13 protein-coding genes and 4 pseudogenes are annotated in these 20,354 nt (G+C 67.2%); 9 read left to right on the top strand and 8 right to left on the bottom strand.

What is annotated here, in order from left to right; genetic code table 11:
- The first annotated feature begins 145 nt into the window (after positions 1-145).
- Positions 146-919, top strand: a complete 774-nt coding sequence (locus tag STRCI_RS41685) for a glycosyltransferase family 2 protein (RefSeq protein WP_269664206.1) — start codon at positions 146-148, stop codon at positions 917-919.
- Between the two features lie 420 nt (positions 920-1,339).
- On the opposite strand, the gene STRCI_RS41680 is transcribed toward STRCI_RS41685, so the two are convergent.
- The 4 genes from STRCI_RS41680 to STRCI_RS41665 all read right to left on the bottom strand — a co-directional run bounded on the left by STRCI_RS41680 (position 1,340) and on the right by STRCI_RS41665 (position 7,031).
- Positions 1,340-3,220: an eCIS core domain-containing protein gene (locus STRCI_RS41680; RefSeq protein WP_269664205.1), complete on the bottom strand. Its 1,881-nt coding sequence runs from the start codon at positions 3,218-3,220 to the stop codon at positions 1,340-1,342.
- 725 nt (positions 3,221-3,945) lie between these two features.
- Positions 3,946-4,824, bottom strand: a complete 879-nt coding sequence (locus STRCI_RS41675) for an LLM class flavin-dependent oxidoreductase (RefSeq protein WP_269664204.1) — start codon at positions 4,822-4,824, stop codon at positions 3,946-3,948.
- A gap of 207 nt (positions 4,825-5,031) precedes the next feature.
- Positions 5,032-6,003, bottom strand: a complete 972-nt coding sequence (locus STRCI_RS41670; RefSeq protein ID WP_269664203.1) for an alpha/beta hydrolase — start codon at positions 6,001-6,003, stop codon at positions 5,032-5,034.
- A 95-nt stretch (positions 6,004-6,098) separates the two neighbouring features.
- Positions 6,099-7,031, bottom strand: coding sequence for an NADP-dependent oxidoreductase (locus tag STRCI_RS41665; protein WP_269664202.1), 933 nt, complete (start codon positions 7,029-7,031; stop codon positions 6,099-6,101).
- Between the two features lie 357 nt (positions 7,032-7,388).
- Here STRCI_RS41665 and STRCI_RS41660 point away from each other — a divergent pair, with 357 nt between their 5' ends.
- From STRCI_RS41660 to STRCI_RS41635, 6 genes and pseudogenes are all read left to right on the top strand, one after another.
- Complete coding sequence (locus tag STRCI_RS41660; RefSeq protein WP_269664201.1) at positions 7,389-7,946, top strand: MarR family winged helix-turn-helix transcriptional regulator; 558 nt, start codon at positions 7,389-7,391, stop codon at positions 7,944-7,946.
- Between the two features lie 584 nt (positions 7,947-8,530).
- Complete coding sequence (locus STRCI_RS43470; protein ID WP_336298840.1) at positions 8,531-8,749, top strand: RNA polymerase sigma factor; 219 nt, start codon at positions 8,531-8,533, stop codon at positions 8,747-8,749.
- A gap of 168 nt (positions 8,750-8,917) precedes the next feature.
- Positions 8,918-9,982 (top strand): alkene reductase, encoded by a 1,065-nt coding sequence (locus tag STRCI_RS41650; protein WP_269664200.1) that lies wholly within the window; start codon positions 8,918-8,920, stop codon positions 9,980-9,982.
- A gap of 619 nt (positions 9,983-10,601) precedes the next feature.
- Positions 10,602-11,297, top strand: a pseudogene (locus tag STRCI_RS41645) (LLM class flavin-dependent oxidoreductase); the annotation flags it as partial.
- A gap of 5 nt (positions 11,298-11,302) precedes the next feature.
- A pseudogene (locus tag STRCI_RS41640) lies at positions 11,303-11,968 on the top strand (CE1759 family FMN reductase).
- A gap of 42 nt (positions 11,969-12,010) precedes the next feature.
- Positions 12,011-12,493, top strand: a complete 483-nt coding sequence (locus tag STRCI_RS41635) for a MarR family winged helix-turn-helix transcriptional regulator (RefSeq protein WP_269664199.1) — start codon at positions 12,011-12,013, stop codon at positions 12,491-12,493.
- 48 nt (positions 12,494-12,541) lie between these two features.
- On the opposite strand, the gene STRCI_RS41630 is transcribed toward STRCI_RS41635, so the two are convergent.
- Positions 12,542-13,021, bottom strand: a complete 480-nt coding sequence (locus tag STRCI_RS41630) for a MarR family winged helix-turn-helix transcriptional regulator (protein ID WP_269664198.1) — start codon at positions 13,019-13,021, stop codon at positions 12,542-12,544.
- Between the two features lie 228 nt (positions 13,022-13,249).
- A pseudogene (locus tag STRCI_RS41625) lies at positions 13,250-13,517 on the bottom strand (LysR family transcriptional regulator); the annotation flags it as partial.
- Between STRCI_RS41625 and STRCI_RS41620 the strand changes: the two are divergent.
- Together STRCI_RS41620 and STRCI_RS41615 are read left to right on the top strand one after the other, a co-directional pair.
- Positions 13,504-14,318: pseudogene (locus tag STRCI_RS41620) on the top strand (amidase); the annotation flags it as partial. The pseudogenes STRCI_RS41625 and STRCI_RS41620 sit on opposite strands and share 14 nt — an antisense overlap.
- Before the next feature lie 571 nt (positions 14,319-14,889).
- Positions 14,890-16,797, top strand: coding sequence for a P-loop NTPase family protein (locus tag STRCI_RS41615; protein WP_269664197.1), 1,908 nt, complete (start codon positions 14,890-14,892; stop codon positions 16,795-16,797).
- A 238-nt stretch (positions 16,798-17,035) separates the two neighbouring features.
- Here the strand turns inward: STRCI_RS41615 and STRCI_RS41610 are convergent, their stop codons facing one another.
- Both STRCI_RS41610 and STRCI_RS41605 read right to left on the bottom strand, forming a co-directional pair.
- A complete protein-coding gene (locus STRCI_RS41610) occupies positions 17,036-17,191 on the bottom strand; it encodes a hypothetical protein (protein WP_269664196.1) in 156 nt (51 codons plus the stop codon).
- Positions 17,192-17,982: 791 nt separating this feature from the next.
- The gene (locus tag STRCI_RS41605) at positions 17,983-20,277 is read right to left on the bottom strand and encodes a GDSL-type esterase/lipase family protein (protein ID WP_336298856.1); all 2,295 of its coding nucleotides are present in this window, start codon (positions 20,275-20,277) and stop codon (positions 17,983-17,985) included.
- Positions 20,278-20,354: the final 77 nt, after the last annotated feature.

Raw genomic sequence — 20,354 nt, 5'->3', positions numbered from 1 at the left:
CGCCGCACAGGGCCTGGCGGTCAGGCCCTCGCGGCCGTCCCGCCACCACTCCGGCGGTGGCTCTGGCAGTAACGGCTCATTGAGCTTCTACTCGATTGCAGTGCTTGAATGGACCGTCATTCCTGGTCTGGCAAGGAGAAGCGCTGTGCCCCTGGTGTCTGTCGTGATGCCCGTGTACAACTCGGCAGCCACCCTCGGCGCAGCCGTCCGATCGGTGCTCACGCAGACCCACAGCGACCTGGAGCTGCTGGTCACCGACGACCAGTCCTCCGATGGCTCCATGGACCTGCTCCGCGAGTTCGCTGAGCAGGACGAGCGCCTCCTGCCGGAGACGGCGCCCGAACGGGGCGGTGCGGGCCGGGCCCGCAACCTGGCGATCGAGCGGGCCCGCGGGGACTACATCGCGTTCCTCGACTCCGACGACATGTGGCTTCCAGAGAAAACCGAGAAGCAACTCGCTTTCGCCGTGGAAGGTGACGCGCCGCTGACGTTCACCTCGTACTTCAAGATGGACGCCGACTACGACGGTGAGAGCACCGAATGGGTCCCGAACGGTCGGGTGGTCCGTGCGCGGGAGCACGTGGACTACCGCGCGATGCTGGTGCGTGACTACATCGGAGCTCTCACCGCCATGTACGACCGCAGTGTCCTGGGCACGAGGTTGATGCCAGAGATGCGCAAGCGCCAGGACTACGGCCTCTGGCTGTCGATCATGCGGGACGGCGCTGACGCCCGGGGTCTGGCTGAGCCGCTTGCGGTGTACAGAGCCCACCAGGCGGGATCGCTGTCCTCCAACAAGCTGTCTCTCGTGCAATACAACTGGGCCCTTTACCGCGAGCACGAGCATCTGTCGGTCCCGCGGGCGACGCGGGCGCTGGCCGGCGCTGTGTGGCAGTCGCTGCGCAACTCGCGCATCTAGTGCTGTGACCGGGAACGTTTGCCGGGTTGAGTAGGCTGTGCGGCTGCGATGAGGGAGGGCGGGGATGACGCCGCGGCCGTTGGTCGATGAGGCCGTGGGGCTACTTGAAGGCGAACTGAGGGCGGGGCAGCGCGCGCTTGCCGACCTTGGCGCGGAAGAGGTCTAGCAGGCTTTCCTCCACTGGCGGCGACGTGTGCCCGCTCGTATGGGGACGCGGTCCGTGGGTGTAGCCGACGACGGTCACACGATCTGTTCGTCCAGGCCGCGCTGGTGGGGTCGGCCGCGCAGGGCACAGGCGAGGTACCAGCAGGCTTCGGCGAGAAGCTCCGACCCTGGTCATCCGGGCTCGGCTGCCCCGCTACGCACAACGCTTGAGGCCGCGACGGCGCTGGGGGCCAAAGCCCACGTACCGTGATCGGGTCAACGCTCGCGGGGGCCCTCACCGGCCTTCACCGCGGCCGCGGCTGCGCCGGCCGCCGCAGCGGCACGGGGCAGGGCCTGCCCCGCGCCTGCGCTGCCCGCCGCAGTGACACGGGGTAGGGCCTGCCCGGCGAAGCGAAGTGCGGCAGTCAGCATCCCCATCAGCACCTCGTATCCCCCCAGGGCTGCCATGGCCCCGTGGCCCACGATGACCAGCGGGACGGCCACCGCGGCAGCGGCGGATACGCTGGCCGCGTACTGGGAGCCGGGTTCGTGCAGCTTCGCGCGCTCCTGCTCAGCCTTCGGTTCCTCCTTCTTGGGCAAGAACCGGTAGAGGATGGCTCCTGGCACGGGGCATCCCCAGATGAGTACGCCGTTTTGGCCCTTGTCGGTGAACGGCAGCGCCATCGTCGTTCCCGGGTTGTGCGGGCTGCCAGGCCTGAAGACTGACTGCTTGAGGATGCCGTCCATCAGGATGATGTAGTCGCGCATCTCCGCGACGGCGAGCGCCTGCGACGTGAAGGGTTTGATCTCGTAGATCTGCGTCCGCGTCAGGTCGACGATGTCCGGGCGCATGTTGAGGTTCATCAGCAGGTCCTTCGTGCTGCCAGGCGCTTTGAACATGTTCGCCAGACGGGCCGCATAGGCCGCGATGGGCAAGTCGTAGAAGGACACCGGATTCAGCGCGACGTAGACGCCGCCGATGAGGCTGTGCGCGAGGTTGCCGGCCTCGAGCTGAGGCGGGATGACCGCTGCGGCCGCGAGCATGTGACCGACGTCCTCGGCCACGTCCTCCGTCGTCTGGGTCTTCTTCTCGCCGGTACTGTCGGGAACCAGGCCAAGTTGCAGGCGTACGAAGGCCAGGGCGGTCGCGGCATCCACGCCGGCGGCCTGCATCATCGCGACGACGGTCATCGTCTTGGTGCCGAGCGGGTCGGTCGATGCCTGCTGGTAGCGGTCCCGCAGAGCGTCCAGCACTCGCCGCAGGCTGACTCCGGACATTGCCTGGACGGCACCGTTGTAGATGTCGACAACCACTGACGCGTCCAGGCTGGCCATCCGGCCGCGGATGCCTGCGTCGTCGAAGCCGTTGACGGCGATGGCGGCCGCCTTGTAGTCGCGTGCCGCGAGCGCCTCGTTGTAGTCCACGGACAGCACCGCTCCGCGCACGCGGTGCGCCCACTCGGGGATCGCGGCGCGCAGTCGGCCCCGGTCGGGCTTCGGCAGGCGGTCTGCGGCCACCCGCGCGATGATGTCGGCATCGCTCATGTCGTTGAGGATGGTGGCGACGTCCCCCCACCGGCCCTCACTCTTCGCTGCGGTGAGTTCCGAATCCAGCTGCTCAGGCGTCTTCCTGGGAAGCTGCTGACGCTGCACCCGAAGCGCTGCGGTCTGGTTCCGGGCCCCACCGTGTGCGTCTGTCTGCTGAGTGACATGGGTCAGCTCGTGGGCCAGCAGGCGCCGGCCTTCGTGCGTGGCCGGCGAGAACGCGCCCGCGCTGAACGCGATATGCCTCCCGACTGTGTACGCGAGGGCCTGAACGCTTCGAGCCGACCGAGCTGCCGCGGCATCGGTGTGAACGCGCACCCCCGAAAAGTCGCGTCCGAAACGCTCTTCCATGAACGCTCGCATAGCGGGGTCCAGCGGTTGTCCCGGCGAACGCATGACGTCGTCCACCTCCGCGGGCAGCGCCGACACCCCTGCGGGGACCGCCGTCGTACGCTGCACCCCGGCCTCCCGGCCTTGAGGTTGGGGTGGCGACACGGATGCGGCCATGCCCAGCACGCGCTCCGCCATCCGGTCGGCTTCCTGCTCAAAAGCGTCGCCCGACGAGCCCGCAACGAGTCGGGGCTGCAGCCGCCCCGCCGTGGACGCGCGCACCGCCGTACGGGTGAAGTCTTGGGAGCGGACCGGGCACGGAGCGTCATATGTCCTGGGGGCTCCCTTTGTGGGCCCTGCCACCAGTTCGGCCGACCCGAACGACACAGCCTGAGCGCGGCTCGCCGAGCCGGTGTTGTGCCGCTCCGGCTGTTGAGTCGCGCGCGGGGCGGCGTGGGTTCTCGACACAGTGCATCCCCAAGCAGTGTGAGCGCAGCACCCGGCGTTCCAGCGTCAGCCCTTCGATGCAGGCGCCCCATTTGTCAGACCGGATCATGTCAATCCAAACCATCCGCACGCACGTCGGCAACCTGAATGCGCTGGACGAGGCACGGCAGAGCGCGGTGCTGCATGCGTTGACCTGACAAGAGGGAGGTGTGTCGGAGCAGCCTCCGCTATACGGCGGTGACAACGGCGATCACCAACCCAGCGCCGAGGGCTCCGAAGAGCTCGGGCATCGCGGCCACCAGCAGGGATTTCGTAGCCTCATCCAGTCCGGTGGAGGCGAACGCCTCGGCAGCTGCAGGAGGGAAGCGGTCTTGGCCCGGGCCCGTTGCGGCTGTTGCCACTGCCGGCATCGCTTGGTCAGCTGCTGCAGCGGACCGCCCTCGCGCGGGCCCGGTCCGCCAGCTGCCCGATCAACTGCTCGTCCAGCGCGTCGGCCGACCGGGACCGTAGAACGGCGCGCACACCCTTGCGCACCAGCACCGATAGGCGGGTAAGCAAGCTCAACCGTCCTGGGCGAGGGCTGCGCGGACGGCCGGGGCGACCTCAGTGGCGAAGGTGCGGATCTGCTGCTCGTGATCGCGTTCGGGCCAGATGACGAAACCGTTCATGCCATTGCTGCGCACAAGTTCCCCGAGCTGGTCGGTCCACTGGGCGACCGGTCCGCGGAACGGGCCTTCCGTGGAGGGCTGGATCACGCCAGCAATGTTGTAGATCTTGCGGATCGCGCTCGGATCACGTCCTGCGGCCGTCGCGGCGTCGTCCAGGCGCTGGACGGCTTCAGGCAGCGCGTCAAGTTCGAGGTAGGCGTGCGAGGGCAGCCAACCGTCGGCCCGTGCACCGGTCAGGGCCAGCATCCGCGGCCCGTACGAGCCCAGCCAGAGGCCCAGGCCGGGACTGGGCGCGGGGCCAGGGTGGATACCGGCGAGGGAGTAGTGCTCGCCGGGCGTGCGGGCACTACTGCGACCGCTCCACATCGCCCGGATGACGGTGATCGCTTCGTCCAGGGCGTCCACGGCCTCTTTCGGCGTGCGGGCCGGGCCACCCATGGCCTTGACGGCTTCCCAGAAGGCCCCGGCGCCCAGGCCGAGTTGGATCCGCGATCCGGTCAGCCGGTCCAGGGTCGCGGTCGCCTTCGCCAGCACGGCGGGCGGGCGCAGGGGCAGCGAGGCGACCGTCGGGACCAGCGTGACCTGCCGCGTCCGCGCGGCCAGGAAGCTGAGCAGCGTCCAGGTGTCGTCGAACGCCGACTGGTACGGGTGATCCTGGATGGTGAGCAGGTCCAGGCCGAGGTCGTCGATCAGCCGGGCCTGGTCACCGGAGCGTCCGGTGGGCAGTGCGAGCGGGTCGACGTTCGCGCCGAACAGGACGGGCAGGGCCATGGAGTGCCTCCTTGGGCCAGAGTTGCATGGTGAGTACGTGAGGGGTCATCGCGGCACAAGGGCCAGCGTGCCGAGACCGGAGCAGTGGCGCCCGTACGCCCCGCAGGCTCTCCCAACCGCGGGAGCTGGGGTGGTGTGTTCGCGGCTGGCTGGGGCTGGGACCTGTGGGTCCCGGCCCCAGCGCGCCAGATCCGCCGGCGTAGGCAGTCAGCTGGTGAGAGTGCGGCGCACCCAGGCTTCGCGGGCGGCGAGGGCGGCCCGGGACAGGGCCGCGGCGGGGGCGGCGCCGTCGAAGATGTGGAAGCCTCCGGCCCACACGTGGAGTTCCACCTGCACACCGGCGGCCCACAGCCGGGAGGCGTAGGCGACGTCCTCGTCCCGGAAGACCTCGGCAGAGCCGACGTCGATGAAGGCCGGGGGCAGGCCGGAGAGGTCGGCGGCGCGGGCGGGGGAAGCGTAGGGGGATACGGTATCGGTGGCGCGCCGGTCGCCGAGCAGCGCGGTCCAGCCGGTGGTGTTGCTCTCTCGGCTCCAGGATCCGGTGCCGGTGTACTGCAGGGTGGAGACCGTTTGGTCGCGGTCGTCGATCATCGGGCTCATCAACATCTGTGCCAGTGCCTTCGGGCCCTGACGGTCGCGGGCCAGCAGGGCCACCCCTGCGGCCAGGCCGCCGCCGGCGGAGGTGCCGGCGAGCAGGATCCGCTCGGGGTCGATGCCGAGGTCGGCGGCGTGGGCTGCGGTCCATATGAAGCCGGCGTAGGCGTCCTCCACCGGAGCCGGGTCCGGGTGCTCGGGGGCGAGCCGGTAGTCGAGGGAGACGACCACGGCATTGTGTTCTATGGCGTAGTCGAGGATGTTCACGATGCCGGTGAATCGATCGCCGATGATGAAGCCGCCGCCGTGAAGGAAGTAGATGCCCGGTCCGGCCGTGGTCTTGCCGCGTGGGGTGAACACGGAGGCGGTCAGCTCGCCGTCCGGGCCGGGGACGGTGACGACCTCGTGGTCGAGGGCACGGGTGGCGAGAACTTCCTCGATCGGGGCGGTGAAGGGAGCAGCGCGCAGCGGTTCGATCATGTCTGGCGTGATGGCGGCGGGCAGCGGGCTGTTGGCCAGTAGGGTCCCGAGCTCCGGATCGTAGGGCGGGCGGGCGGGTGTCTGGGACACGGATGTTGCGGTCATGATGCCCTCCGAGGGTGGTGTCAGGGTGGCTACTGGCGCGGGGTGATGCATGAGGTTCACGGGCCCGGCAGGTGCTGGAACCGGCGTCGGGTGAGTCAAGGGGTCAGGACGGTCTTGCCGGGCAGCCGTCCGGCAGTGGCGTCCTCGTGGACGGCTGCCAGGTCGGCCAGTGGGCGCCGCTGGGCGACGTCGATCTTCAGATCGCCGGCGTCCACCCGGGAGACCAGTTCGGTGAGTTGGGCGGCGTCGCTGAGGGCGAAGACCCGTACCGTGCGCACTTCGCGCGCGGGGTTCTCAGGGCCCGGGGTGGTCGTGCTGACGAACGCTCCTCCGTCGGCGACCAGGTCCACGAGAGCCGCGGTCTCCTCGGGGCTGGTGGGCACCAGGTTCAGCACCACATCGAACCGCTGTCCGGCCACCGCCTGATGCAGTGGTGTGGCCAGGTAGTCGATGATCTGCTCGGCGCCATAGGAGCGCAGGCGGTCGGCGCTGCGCGGGCTGGCGGTGGCGATGACGGTGGCACCAGCCTGCCGGGCGAGCTGGACGGCGTAGCCGCCGACAGCCCCGCCCGCGCCGTTGACCAGGACGTTCTGCCCGGCCTTGAGGTCGGCGTGCACGAACAGCGACTGCCAGGCGGTCAGTCCGGTCGACGGGAGAGCCGCGGCATCGGCCAGGTTGACGCTCTTCGGGGCACGGGCCAGCGCTTCGGCTGGCACGGTGGCGTACTCTGCGGCCGCTCCAGGCTGGTTCATGGGCAGGAACGCCACCACTGCGTCACCGGCCTTCCATTCGCTGACCCCTTCGCCGACCTCGGTGATCACCCCGGCCACGTCGTAGCCCGGGATGTGCGGGAAGGCCAGCGGAAACACCTCGTGCAGGAAGCCCGCACGGATCGCGGCGTCCGCGGGGCTGAACGCGGTGGAGGCTACTCGCACCACGACCTGGCCCTCACCCGCTCCAGGACGGTCGGTGTCCTCGTAGACCAGGACGTCGCTGTCGCCGTAGGAGTGGTAACGCACTGCCTTCATGATCTCTCCTAGAGTCAATGTGCTTCGAATTCGAAGCGCATTGACCATAACTTGCTTCGAATGCGAAGCAATCCCGCCCACGGATGTGACGCTCGTCACAATCCACTGACCCAGCGGTCACCCGAGACGGCTGCGCCGCACCACCGCAATCCCGGGGCGACTCACCCAGTACGCGAAACGTGGGCGGATCCAGCCCGTCGACGGCGGGGACGAAGGCCGCACACGGCGGCGGCGCCGCACCCTGATCGACAGCGATCGCAAGGTTCCGGGAACCAGGCAGATCGCCGGACGCGGAGCCTGTGCGACGCAGGGGCGCTCGGCGTAGTGCTTCAAATTCGCAGCATGTAGCCTGAGGGGATGACCGAGATCCGCCCCGACGCCCAGCTCAGCCCCGCTGCCGGACCCGGTGCCCAGTCGCTCGATCCCGCTCAGCTGAGCACCTACTTTGTGCTCCTGGAGGCCGTAAGCCTGCTCCAGTACCAGCTCGAACAGCAGCTGCGCGCGGAGGGCGGCATCAGCTACGTGCAATTCGAACTACTGGCCCGTCTCGCCGACGCACCCGGCCCGCTGACCATGACCCAGCTGGCGGACGGCGTCGTCTACAGCCGCAGCGGCCTGACCTACCAGGCCGGCCAGCTGGAAAAGGCCGGCCTGATTGCCCGCGGCCCCGACGCCGACGACGACCGCGCAAGAGCCGTCACCCTCACCCAGGACGGCCTGGCCCTCTTCCACCGCATCCTGCCCGGTCACATCCAGCTCGCCCGCCAGCTGCTGTTCGATCCCATGACCCGCGATGACCTGCACCACCTCGGCGACATCATGACCCGCGTACGCGACCACATGCGTACCCAACCGCCCCGCTCCGCCTCACCACGCAAACGGCGCCGGCCCGGCCCGAACCCGGCACAGGACTGAAGAGGTCCTCATCCGGCGGCACCCCCACCGTCCAACCGCTCCCCCGTCACCCGGCCGACCCCCGGCACCGGCCGCTGCAGACAGCCGGAACCAACGCCCGCTATCGGCCTCCACCCGCACAACTCCTCCGCGACTTCATGACCGTGTCGCGGACGCATTCATGCGGTGCCGAAAGGTGCCCATCGCAGGCCAACTCGACGCACCGGTGCAACGGATCGCCGTGAGGAACAGGGCCCGAGACCGAGCACAACCACATGAAGGCGCGGTCCGGCCCGCGAGGGCCGACCGTGGAGCCTTCTTCCGCGGCAGTCAGCAGCGCGAGAAGGCGCGACTGCTCGAACGAGCCTGTGCGACCGGGGGCAAAGAAGCTGAGACCCAGCACCGAGGCTCCCGAAGAGGACCGTGCCGATGCCCGGACACCCGAGGACGACGCCCTACGGCCCTGACGGTACGGAATCGTCGCCAACGTCCTGCGCAATACCCGCCGCGCTGCCCGCCGTCACAGCGCCGCACTCGCCCGCCTCCCGGGCCGGCCAGCAGACCACGAGACCGTGCCCGACTTCGCCGACAGACTCGTTGTCCGCATGGAGGACGCTGAACGACTCGCCGCGGCCCACGCCGCACTGAACCAGCTCCGCGGACCCGAGCACGAGGTGTTCGCCCTGTGCGTCTGGTCGGGCCTGAGCTACGCGGCCGCCAGTGAGGCCCTCGGCGTATCGCCCAGCACCGTGCGATCACGCCTCTCCCGCGCCCAAAGTCCAGTAGCGGTGACCGTCCCGGCCACCGGCCTTCCCCGGTGCTGACGCTCTCGACGACGGGGGTCCAGCCGGGTGTGAGATGACACCGGTCTCCACGGCATCGCCCCGGTGCCGGCCCGGCGCCGGAGTGGAGCCCCACGGACATTCACTTGGCTAGCCACATAGTGGGTGCTACTTTTATGTGGCCAGCCACTGAAACCGTTGGAGACTGCGATGACTGCACACCTGTGGAACCCTGCAACCCTGGGCAAGCTCGAGCTGCCGCACCGCCTTGCGATGGCCCCGATGACCCGGGACCGGTCCACCGCGGAGGGCGTGCCGACCGCACTGAACGCCGCGTACTACACCCAGCGCGCCTCGACAGGCCTCCTCATCACCGAAGGCACCCAGCCCTCCGCCGACGGGCAGGGCTACCTGCTCACCCCCGGTATCCACACCGCCGAGCAGATCGCCGGATGGCGCACGGTCACCGACGGCGTGCACGCGGCCGGCGGCCAGGTCGCCATCCAGCTCATGCACGTGGGACGTATCTCCCACCCGTCCAACACGCCCCACGGCCGCCAGCCCGTGGCACCGTCGGCCATCCAGCCCGCCGGCGCAATGTTCACCATGTCCGGGCCGCAGGAGATGCCGGTTCCGCGGGAGTTGTCCACCGAGGAAGTCACCGAGACCGTGCGGGACTTCCGCAAGGCAGCGGCCGCCGCCATCGAGGCCGGCGCCGACGCCGTGGAGATCCACGCGGCCAACGGTTACCTCGTCCACCAGTTCCTCTCCAGCAACGCCAACAAGCGCACCGACCGCTACGGCGGCTCGGTGGACAACCGGATCCGTTTCGCCGTCGAGGTGGCCGCGGCCGTGGCCGACGAGATCGGGGCCGAGCGGACCGGTATCCGGATCTCCCCCGGGAATCCGTTCAACGACATCACCGAGGAGGACACTGCGCGGCTGTATCCCGCGCTGGTCCGGGCCCTCGCCCCGCTGAACCTGGCCTACCTGCACGTTGTCGCCGGAGGCGACGAGGAACTGCTGCACAGCCTGCGACGTGAATGGCCGACCGCGCTGCTCCTCAACCGGCCCGGCGCCGACATCGCCACCCGCGTCAAGGACATCGAGACCGATCTGGCTGACGTCGTCACCGTGGGCATGATGGCGCTTGCCAACCCCGACCTCGTCGAGCGCATCCGCACCGGCGCCCCCCTCAACAACCCCGACCCGGCCACCTTCTACGGCGGCGGCGAGGTCGGCTACACCGACTACCCCACGCTGTCCGCCGGCTGAACCTGCGCAGCCGCGTCGCCTCCGGGCGGTGCGCAACAGTCGTTCCAGTTGCGCAGTTCTCATTCTGGGCGCGGGGCCACCGCGCCCAGGCAGACGGGATGCTGCCGCGCCGAGCGTCCGCATCCCGGCCTCGGGTCGGCCCTGATGCAACAGATGAAGCATGATCCCCGCGCCGCATGCCGGAAGCCGGACTGCTCACCGGCAGCCGGCTGCGCCTTGCCAGTGCCGGGTGCAGCCTGGACTCCTGGTGACGCTTGCGGGCTCTCACTCGTGCGCAGCCAAGCCACGACGGAGGCGTTCCATCACGGTGCTGCCAGCGCACGGTCCGCCGGCCCGGCGCGCCGGGCTCCGCAGGGCGCCTCCGACGACGCGCCAGCACACAGTGAGCCCCTTCCAACCTGACTGTGAGATCGAGGGGTTGCGGTGACGGGACGACGAAGCCCCAAGTAGATGGGTTGTCGACTAACGGCAACCTTCTCCGCCGAACTCCGAGTCATTGCCCACCCAAGTTGGGTTACATCTGTGCACTTCAGCACTGCGGCTGTCTGCGGCTGGAGCTGACCGCGCGGCGACGACAGATCGGCACCAGGCGGCTGACGTGCAGTCGTCAGGCGCTGGCGGCCTTCGCCTCGCCATCGAGAACTACGACCTCCTGCGTCGGCTGTGGCGGGAGGACGTCGTCGACTGGGAGGGCAAGTTCCGCACCCCTCTGCGGGGATTCACCTCAACCCCGCGCCCACTCGCGGGCACGCCGCCGCTCGTTTGGCACGGCTCGATCCGCAGCCCTGAAATCGCCGAACAGGCCGCGTCCTACGACGATGGCTTCTTCGCCAACCACATCTTCTTCCCCCGCGAGCACTTCGTGCCCTTGGTGAACCTGTACCGGCAGCGCTTCGAGCACTACGGCCACGGCCCGCAGGACCAGGCCGTCGTAGGTCTCGGCGGCCAGGTGTTCATGCGGCGCAGATCCCAGGACGCTGTGAGGGACTACCGGCCGTACTTTCGCACCATGCCCCTCTACGGCGGCACGTCGCTGGAAGACGTGGCCGAGCAGACTCCGCTGACCGTGGGCCGTCCCCAAGAGGTCATCGACAAGACCCCGTCCTTCCGGGACGCCTTCGGCGACTATCAGCGTCGGTTGTTCAGCCTGGATGCGAGCGGGTTACCCGAAAGGACGGGCATGGAACAACTCGACCTTCTCGGCGAGATCCTCCCGGTGCCGCGCCGCGAGTTCGACGCACGCCACCCCGCGCACGTGCCGGACGGCCCCACACATCCTGCGGTCAGCCGCCCGGCCGGCGCGGTAGGACAGTGACCACAATGCAACCTCTCCGCCTGGTCGCGGTGTCGGCCGGACTGAACTACCCCTCCTCCACGCGCCCTCGCCGACCGGCTCGTCAGCGCCGTGCAACGGCAATTCAGCGGGGAGGAGCCGACCATGGGCGTTCGCGTCGTGGAACTGCGCGACCTCGCCGTGGGCATCGCCCACCACCTGACCCTGGGCTATCCGAGCCCGGCCCTGGGCGAGGCGATCAGCACGGTGGCCCGCGCCGACGGTCTGATCGCGGTCACACCGGTCTACCACGCCTCCTATAGCGGTCTGTTCAAGTCGTTCTTCGATCTGATCGACCCCGCTGCCCTGGCCGGAACCCCGGTACTGATCGGCTCGACCGGCGGCACCGCACGGCACTCGCTCACCCTGGACCACGCGCTGCGTCCGCTCTTCGCCTACCTGCACGCCTTGGTCGTTCCGACCGCCGTCTTCGCCGCCACCGCGGACTGGGGCACAGCCGCGGAATCCCACCCGAATCCCTCCCGGCAAGGATCGACCCCGCGGCGGGCGAACTGGTCGACCTCATCACGTTCCGCGCTGTCCGCCCCAGCCCAGGCACGCCGCTTGACGCCGACGACAACCCGCCCGAGCCCGGCGCCCCGGAGGTGGTTCCGTTCACCGATCTCCTCGCCGGCCTCCGCCGTCCGTCCTGACCCCTAAAGCCAAGTGGCCAGCCGAACAAGGTGGAGGTGGCGATGCCTGAACAACGTGCGGAAGCTGCGGCAGCAGTGACGTCCGCCCCGCAATCTCAAGGCACGGCGCGCCTGAGTGTCGCGATCTTCGGCCTGGCGTGGGCCCACCGGGCCCACGCGGCCGGGCTGCTACGCAGCCTGCGTCTGCATCCCGCCCAGGAACTGCTCTTGATGAAACTGCTGGAGCGGGACGGGCAGACCCAGTCCGAGCTTCTGGAGAGCGTCAGCCTGGACCACTCGACCGTCTCGAAGTCCCTGCGCCGCATGCAGGAAGCCGGACTGCTCACCCGGCAGCCTGCCGAACACGACCGACGGGTAGCAACCGTGTGGCTCACCGACCGGGGACGGGATATGCGCGAACCCATCGAGGCCATGTGGTCCGCGCTTGAGCACACTTCGGCACAAGAACTGGACGCCGAGGCAATCGAATCCTTCATCACCGTCGCCCGCACAATCGAAAAGTCGATCACCCGCCGCAGCCAGTAGGAACTATGCGAGTCTGCGCTTGATCCACAGCCCAGCCCCTGCCGCAACTCATTCCGCCGGATGCGCCGCCCGGTTGCGGCTGACGATCGCCTTCTCGATCGCCTGCGCGGCGTTGATGAAGGACTCGATCTGGTCCGCGTTCAGATGCCTGACAGAAGTCTCTTCCAGAGCCGCCCACATGGCCGCGATGGGCTCACGCAGGCTTCTGCCCTTGTCCGTGAGCCAGACGACGAGCACTCGCTGGTCGTGCTCGGCCCGCTCGCGTGTGAGCAATCCGGCTTCCTGCATACGCCGCAACGCCTTGGACACGGTCGAATGGTCCAGGCCAACGCTTTCCAGGAGTTCCGACTGCGTCTGCCCGTCCCTGTCGAACAGCTGCATCAGCAGCAGTTCCTGACCGGGGTACAGGTCCATGTCACGTAGCATTGCCGCCGCATAACCGCGATGGGCCCGGGCGAGCTGGAAGACCGCGTAGCTGAGGCGTCCTTCACTCACCGTGGTCGGGTAAGGAGTGGAGGGGTTGGTCATCACTGCTCCTCAGCCGTGGTTCGAGGCGGGTGTCACGTGGTCGGCGCACCCTGTCTCGCCGCCCCGTCACAGGCGTGTCTGGGCTGTCCGGGGATGCCTTGGAGCGTACACGTTCGATCATGCCGCGTTGGCGGGCAGTTGCGCCCTCACGCGGGAACTCGTTGCTGACGCCCTGAACTGATTGTCACTTCAATTCCTTCACGAGCTGCGGCAGCACCATTGCCGTTTTCAGCGGCCGCACGCGGCTGTCGCGTGCTCGATGCAGGCTCGGATCAGCGGGTTGGCGCTACCTTCGTTCCACACCGCGGCCACCCGGCTTGGCGCCATGCCGGTGAGTGGCACCACGGCCGGTTCTGCGGGCGGGTCGTGCCCGAGAGGCCAGACCGACCGTGCCGTTCCAGTACGGCCTGGAAGCATTCCTCTGAACGGCGCGCACCACTGGGCCCTCGTGCGGCCTGCCGCCGTTCCAGTACGGCTGCCAGCTGCGGCCGGTGCCTGCCCAGCGCATCCGGGCACGGCAGTTGTCGCCCGTCGAACTGGTCGACTCCGTCCTGGGCCGGATCGAGGAGACGGAGCCGCGTCTGCAGGCATACGGCACGGTGATCGCCGAGCGCGCCCGCCTTGCTGCGCAAGAGGCGGAGCGCACGGCCGCGGCAGGACGCTTCACGGGCCCGCTCCACGGCATCCCGATGGGTCTCAAGGACCTGATAGACACCGAAGGAGTGGCAACCACAGCCGGTTCCCAGGTCCGGGCGGACAGGGACAGCACGGTCGCCGCACAGCTGACAGACCAGGCGCGGTGCTGGTCGGCAAGACCCGCACCCACGAATTCGCGTACGGCCTCACCACGCCGCAGACGCGGCACGCCTGAAGCCAGGACCGAGTCGCCGGCGGGTCGGCCGTGGCCACCGGTGCGGCCACGTTCGCGATTGGGACCGACACCGGCGGTTCGACCGTGTGCCGTCCGCTCAACGGAGTCGTCGGGCTGAAGCCGACATACGGCCTCGTCTCCCGGCACGGCGTGACTTCACTATCCTGGTCGCTTGGCCATGTCGGCCCCATCACCCGCACCGTCGAGGACGCGTCGCTGGTGCTGGCCGCCCTTGCCGGGCACGCCCCGCGCGACCCCGCCTCCCTGCCCCTGCCCCCGGCCGACTACTGGCTGAACAAGGACCAGGACCTCACGGCACTGCGTATGGGTGTGCCGAACAACCACTACCTCGATCACATCGACCCCGACATCGAGGCTGCCGTGCGGCAGGCCAACGGCCGGTCAAGGGCGCCTTCGGCGGCGCTCCGCGCTGGCCTTGCGGCCACCCTGAACAGCCCTGACCAGACTGAACGACGGTCGCAACGTCACAGTCCCCCTGGCCCATTGCGTGACGTTCAGGGTGGGGAATTGGCTGACCGTCGACACCCTCACCAGATCACCGCCAGGCGGGCGCCCACCGCTGCGTCGGAGCCGGCGTGCGCACTCGATCGAGGCGAGAGCACCCCGCAGCCCGGACATGCGGCATGATCGGCTGTGCTACAAGCACGCGCGAGAGCCAACTCGTCGCCTGATGCGGCACTTTCAGTCACAGTGCCTCCGGCCCGATGGAACCAAAGGTCCTGTATGTGCACATCGCCACTGCCGCTCATGATCGCGGTTGCGATGACCCCCTGACACGGCCTCATGATCTACCCGATCGTTACGATGGCGATCGCATGACCGGACCTCCGAGGAGTCAGAAGTGACAGATGGAAGAGGCCCCTACCGCGCAATCGGTGAAAGCCTCGCTGCCGGCCGCGAGCGGGCCTTCGTCGGGCGCCACGCGGAACTCGCCCTGTTCCGGACCGCGCTAGCCGGAGACCCCGGAGCATGCACCGTGCAATACCTGCACGGCCCGGGCGGCATCGGCAAATCCATGCTGCTACGCAGGTTCGCCATGGAGGCCCGTGCGGCCGGCCGGCCGGTCGTCGAAGTCGACGGCCGCACGATCACCCCAACGCCAGAGGGCTTCGCACAAGCGGCGCAAAGAGCGATCGAGGCGCCAGGGGCCGTGCTGCTCGTCGACACGTTCGAACGCTGTCAGGGCCTTGAGGGATGGCTATGGGATCACTTCCTGCCGAAGGTCCCGGTGGACAATCGCATCGTCATCGCAGGCCGGCTGCCCCCAGACCCCGTGATGACCAGCGACCCCGGTTGGGCCGGACTGCTTCAGGTCACCGCGCTGCGCAACCTCGCTCCCCAAGACGCCGCCGAGTTCCTGCAGCTCCGAGGGGTACCGCCGCGGGCTCATGCGGCGCTGCTTTCCTTCACCGGTGGCAATCCGCTGGCACTTGCCCTGGCAGCTGCCGTCGCGGTGCACGACGAGGCGGCGGCACCACTGTGGAAACCCAGCCACGACGTCATCGCAACCCTGCTGCCCCAGCTGATCGGGAACACCCCCGACGAACTGCATCGCAAGACGCTGGAAGTATGCGCACACGCCTACGTCACCTCGGAGTCGCTGCTGCGCTCCTTGCTGGGTGAGCACACCGCCGAGCTGTTCGCGTGGCTGCGCCGCCAGCCCTTCGTGGAAGCGACCGTGAGCGGGTTGTATCCGCATGACGCGGTACGCGAGGTACTGGAAGCAGATCTGCGGTGGCGCGACCCTGAGGGGTTTGCTGCGATGCACCACGCCATGCGCGAACAGCTACTGGAGCGTCTGCGTTCCGCGCCCGAAACGGAGATGCTCCAGGCCACGGGCGCTCTGATCTACTTGTTCCGGACCGACCGGTCGATGTCGGACTTCAACGGATGGCGTGAATCGGGCCTGGTGGAAGACCAAGCATACGCAGCGGGCGACCGGCAACGAGTGCTGGACCTCGTGCGCGAAGCGGAAGGCCCGGAGTCGGAGCGGATCGCCTCGTTCTGGCTGGACCGCCAGCCGGAGTCTTTCCGCGTCTACCGCTCCACCCAGTCCGGCCGGCTCAACGCGTTCTCGGCCTGGCTTCGGCTCTCAGATTTCGGAGGATCGGACATCGACCCGGTCGTCGCGGCCGCATGGGCACATGCGCGGGCAACAGGCCCGCTCAGGCCGGGCGAGCATCTTGGAATGGCCCGCTTCTCGGTGGCAAACCAGGCGTATCAGCGGCCGTCGGCGCCCATGACCCTGACCCAGTGGCGCGCCACAGGAGAGATGATACGGGCGCAACGGCTCGCCCACTCGTACGTGGTGATGCGCGATGACGGCTTCTGGAATGCCCACTTGGGCGACATCAACATGCTGCCCATCGACGCCCGCCCCGAGGTGGGCGGCAACGCATACGCCTTGTTCTCACACGACTGGCGTGTCCAGCCCGCCGGACCCTGGCTGCAGGAGAAGAGTCAGGCAATGCTGACGGGCTCGCCCATGGTCGAAGTGCGGCAGGCTGCTTCGAGTGAGCTGAACGTCTTGTCCCAGCCTGAGTTCGAGGCCGCGGTGCGCGATGCGCTGCGTACGTTGCGGCAGCCTGAACTCCTTGAGGCGAACCCGTTGCAGCGCAGCCGCTTGGTGGCCGAGAGCGGTCAACTGCTGGCCGAGGTACTGGAACAGGCGGCGAACGCGCTTCTGGACGAGCGCGGAGGCGAGAAGCGTCACCGCGCCGTAATGACGACCTACTTCAGGGGTGCCCCGACTCAGGAAGCCGCCGCTGAGCGTCTGGGTCTCCCCTTCAGCACCTATCGACGTCATCTCACCGCGGCTGTCGAGCGCATGTCCAAGGTGCTGTGGCACCACGAACTCAGGGGCACCGCGATCACCCGCGCCTAATACGCCACTTCGGTGGGTGTGGTCTTGCGGTGCGCTGAGGTCATGCGCTTGTCGAACGGACGCGCCGGAGTACCTGTAGAAGCAGTTCAGACGGGTGGTTAGCCCGCTGGGAACGGCCCAGCGCGGGAGCGCCAGCAAGGCGGCCGCTTCACCCTGATGGCCCCTCGGGCTGTATGCCTGGAATCATCTGCCTCCCGGTTTCGCGCGGCCACTCGCCGCCCTTTCCATGACCGCCTCGTCAGCTGTCCACTCCCACGACGTGCGGCGTCTTTGGTTCCTGATCCGGCAGGCAAATCAGCCGCAGCAGCATCGACTTGCTCGCCTGGGCCGTCAGGACTTCGGAGAAGCGGGCGCTGGCCCAACCGGCCAGCATCGCCGCCAGGCGTGCAAGCACGTCTGCAGACTGGCACTTCGCCGTGGGCGGGAAGGCGGCCCGTCGACCTGCTCGGCGAGCGTTGCCTGCCCGCACGCGAGTTCGCGGCAGCGAAACCGCCGTACCTGTGACTCCATCACTACCCGACGGTCGCCGACCGCACTGTCGGCAAGCCGACGTACGTACCGGCTGCGCACACGGGACGACAGTGTCCGTCAGGCCGCACACGCCGCCCGTCCAGTAGCTGTCCGGGCCCGGACGGTCACCAACTCCCCCTCGGACACGGCGTTTTCAAGCACGACACCATCGACCTGGTGGAACCGCAAGTCCTGGAGGAGCACAAGCGCAGGGTGTAAGAGACCTGGTCGAGGTCCAGGGCTGGCGGCGGTTGTCACCATCAGCCAGCGCAGCACGTGGTGCACGCAGGTGTGCCCAGATCTCCTGGTAAGCACGCCGCGTTGATGGGTTCTGACCTCAGCAAGGACGCCTTCTGCCACTCAGCGTTCCTGGTGGAGTGCGGCCTGGCGGGCGGGATGACGACAGGCATCGCGCGTCGTCATCACCAGGCGGTAGTTCTCAGCCGCGCGGCCGGGGCCGTGCAGTTGGCAGGCCGCCACGCGCACCGGCACCGGTCCCCTATCGCGGGGCCGCTGGTGGCGTGGATGCGAGAGAGTCAGGCTCCGTCCCGCAGCATCCGGTTTCAGAAGGCACTTCGGCGTTTCGGCTGGACCGTGGGCCAGGTCCAGCCGAAACGCCGCGATTGACAAGCTGACTAGCGGCAGGGCGGGTGAGTCAACTCGTGCACTGCTGGGTTATATGTTTCCTCCTCGATTGAGCCACGCCCGAACTGACCCCCCGTCATAGACGACGACATAGTCAGCCTTCCCGTCGCCACTGATGTCCCGAAAAGCTACCTTATCTCCTGGATAGCCGGTTTCGTTGACGAAGTACAGGTGCTCATTGAAACCACCTCCGCCATTCCCACCGTTATTAAAGTAGGCATGGACGGCCCCGGTGGAACCGACCATCATGTAGTCGACCTTGCGGTCACCATTGACATCTGCCAGACGCAGTTTGTCACGAGATCCGTACCAAACCCCAGGCGCCCAGTTCAGGTGCTCGACTTTGAATTCCGCATAGTTCAACCCCGCCGATGATGCGCGATTTTCGTAGGCGTGAATAGAGCCATCTTCACCTACCCGCAAGAAGTCATCGCGGCCGTCACCGTCGATGTCGGCAAACCGCATCGAAGCTGTTTTGATACTCGTGTCGGCTAGCCATGGGCCCATGGGGACATACGCAAGTGTCGACCATTTCACTTCACCGTCGATTACGCCCGTATTTATGCGGTATTCGATCCTATACTTGCTGTGATCGATGATCAGCCGGTCATCCCTGCCGTCGCCGTTCATGTCCGCCCACTTCATGGTTCCCGTCCCCAGCGGGTCGTAATGCGGATTGAGTTCGACCCAGTTCGGCCTGCCGGGCTCTCCGGGCATATTGAGTGCATACCGAACCGTCCCGTTCAATCCCACCTTCACGTAGTCGGCTCGGTCATCACCATTGAGCTCGACGAGGTCGGTGTCTCCTTCCGGGGTCGGCATGCCAGTAGTCAGGACACCGAGGGGATTCCATCCCGGGCCTGCCGCGGTGTCGGGATCGCATTTCTGTCCGGTGCCTTGAACCGGTTCCTTGAGCCATCCCTGATCTTCAACGTAGTAGATGGCAGTAAGAAACTCTTCTCCCATCTTTTTGTAGCCGGCATCGTTCGGATGCGAGCCGTCGACATCGTTCACGGTCAGCTCGCCCATACTGACCAGCATGACATGCTTTCCGGCGGCTCGACGCTGCTCAATCACTTGGGGAAGTTCCGCGTTGAATCGATCGATCTTTTCCTGCATTCCCTCCTTAGTGGAGGGAACCAATTCGGATACGAGTACGGTCGTCTCGGGTGCGTCTGCGAGTATCTGATCGACCAGTGACCCCAGCCTTTCGGGCGCGGCTTCGATGGCCCAATTCTGATTCAGGTCATTGGTACCCGCCATCAAGAGCGTCAGGTTAGGGCGATGTGCGGGAATGGAGCAGTCCAATATCTTTGCGACTTCGTCGATCCGCCAACCGGGATGCCCGTCGTGGTCAGGATCGGGCATATCGCCGCTCCGCTCCGTTCCAACCATATCGACGTCTCTCCGGTATATCCCGCTTAGGGTGCTCGTCCCGTCGTAGACCCAGCTGCGATATCCTGCACCATTGCTACTGTTCTGACCCGTGGGAATACTGTCACCCGCCGTTGACACGCGACTGGGAAATATAGCGGGAGGTGGTGGAGGAAGCTGGTCATTCCCAATCTGGATTGGGTTGTGGTCGGATTGGATCCTGGGATACAGGTAGGTGTCGTGCCCCACGATCCTTTCACTCGAAACGAAATAGTCCAGGTTTCCGCCAGACACTTGCGTGGGTCCAGCTGTGTTGTAAATATAAGCCGGATACGTCAGATCGTCATCCGCGTCGGCGTTGTCTCGCCTATCGAGGCGGGCCCTCAGTGTCGTGGGGCTCACATTGAAGTCACCGCCGACGGTCCATTCGTAGATTCTCCCAGACTGAGTACCCCAACGATCTACCGCATTATCGATCGCCTCGATCATCGCTGCAGAATCGCCGCCGCCCTCACCGCCATTGCGATTACTGGACAATCCGTGAAAGGAGAAGTACCAGCTACTTCCAAAACGTACACCCAGCGCGGCGCGGCCGGCTTGGACTGGGTTGCGGACTACTCGAACCTCATCCGGGGCATTGCGAGTCACAATCATAATATTGACTCGCCCGCCCTGGCCCGTCCCTCCCACAGTGTCCGTCTGGAGCCAGTAACAGGAGTATGGCCCTCGCTGACGCCTCTCTGTTTCTGGCATCCATAGCGCAAATCTGTAAGTATCACCATCTCGAGTCTGCATGTCTATGGGATCCCGCCGAGTGCCGTCGACCTCTACAAAACTGTTCGGAGGACCAGAGCCAGCTTCTTGAACCAGGACTATGGGCGCCCTCCGCAGGTACTCCCTGAGTTGATAATACTTTGCACCGGGCTGACCATTCGATCCCTCACCTTGCATATTCCAGGTGGTCACGGTCGTGGCGGAGAGTGGCGCCGCACCAACCTCGCTCGGCGTCGAACCCACAAACACCACGG

The organism is Streptomyces cinnabarinus (assembly GCF_027270315.1).
GTDB lineage: Bacteria > Actinomycetota > Actinomycetes > Streptomycetales > Streptomycetaceae > Streptomyces > Streptomyces cinnabarinus.
This window is presented reverse-complemented; position numbering and strand designations above follow the sequence as displayed.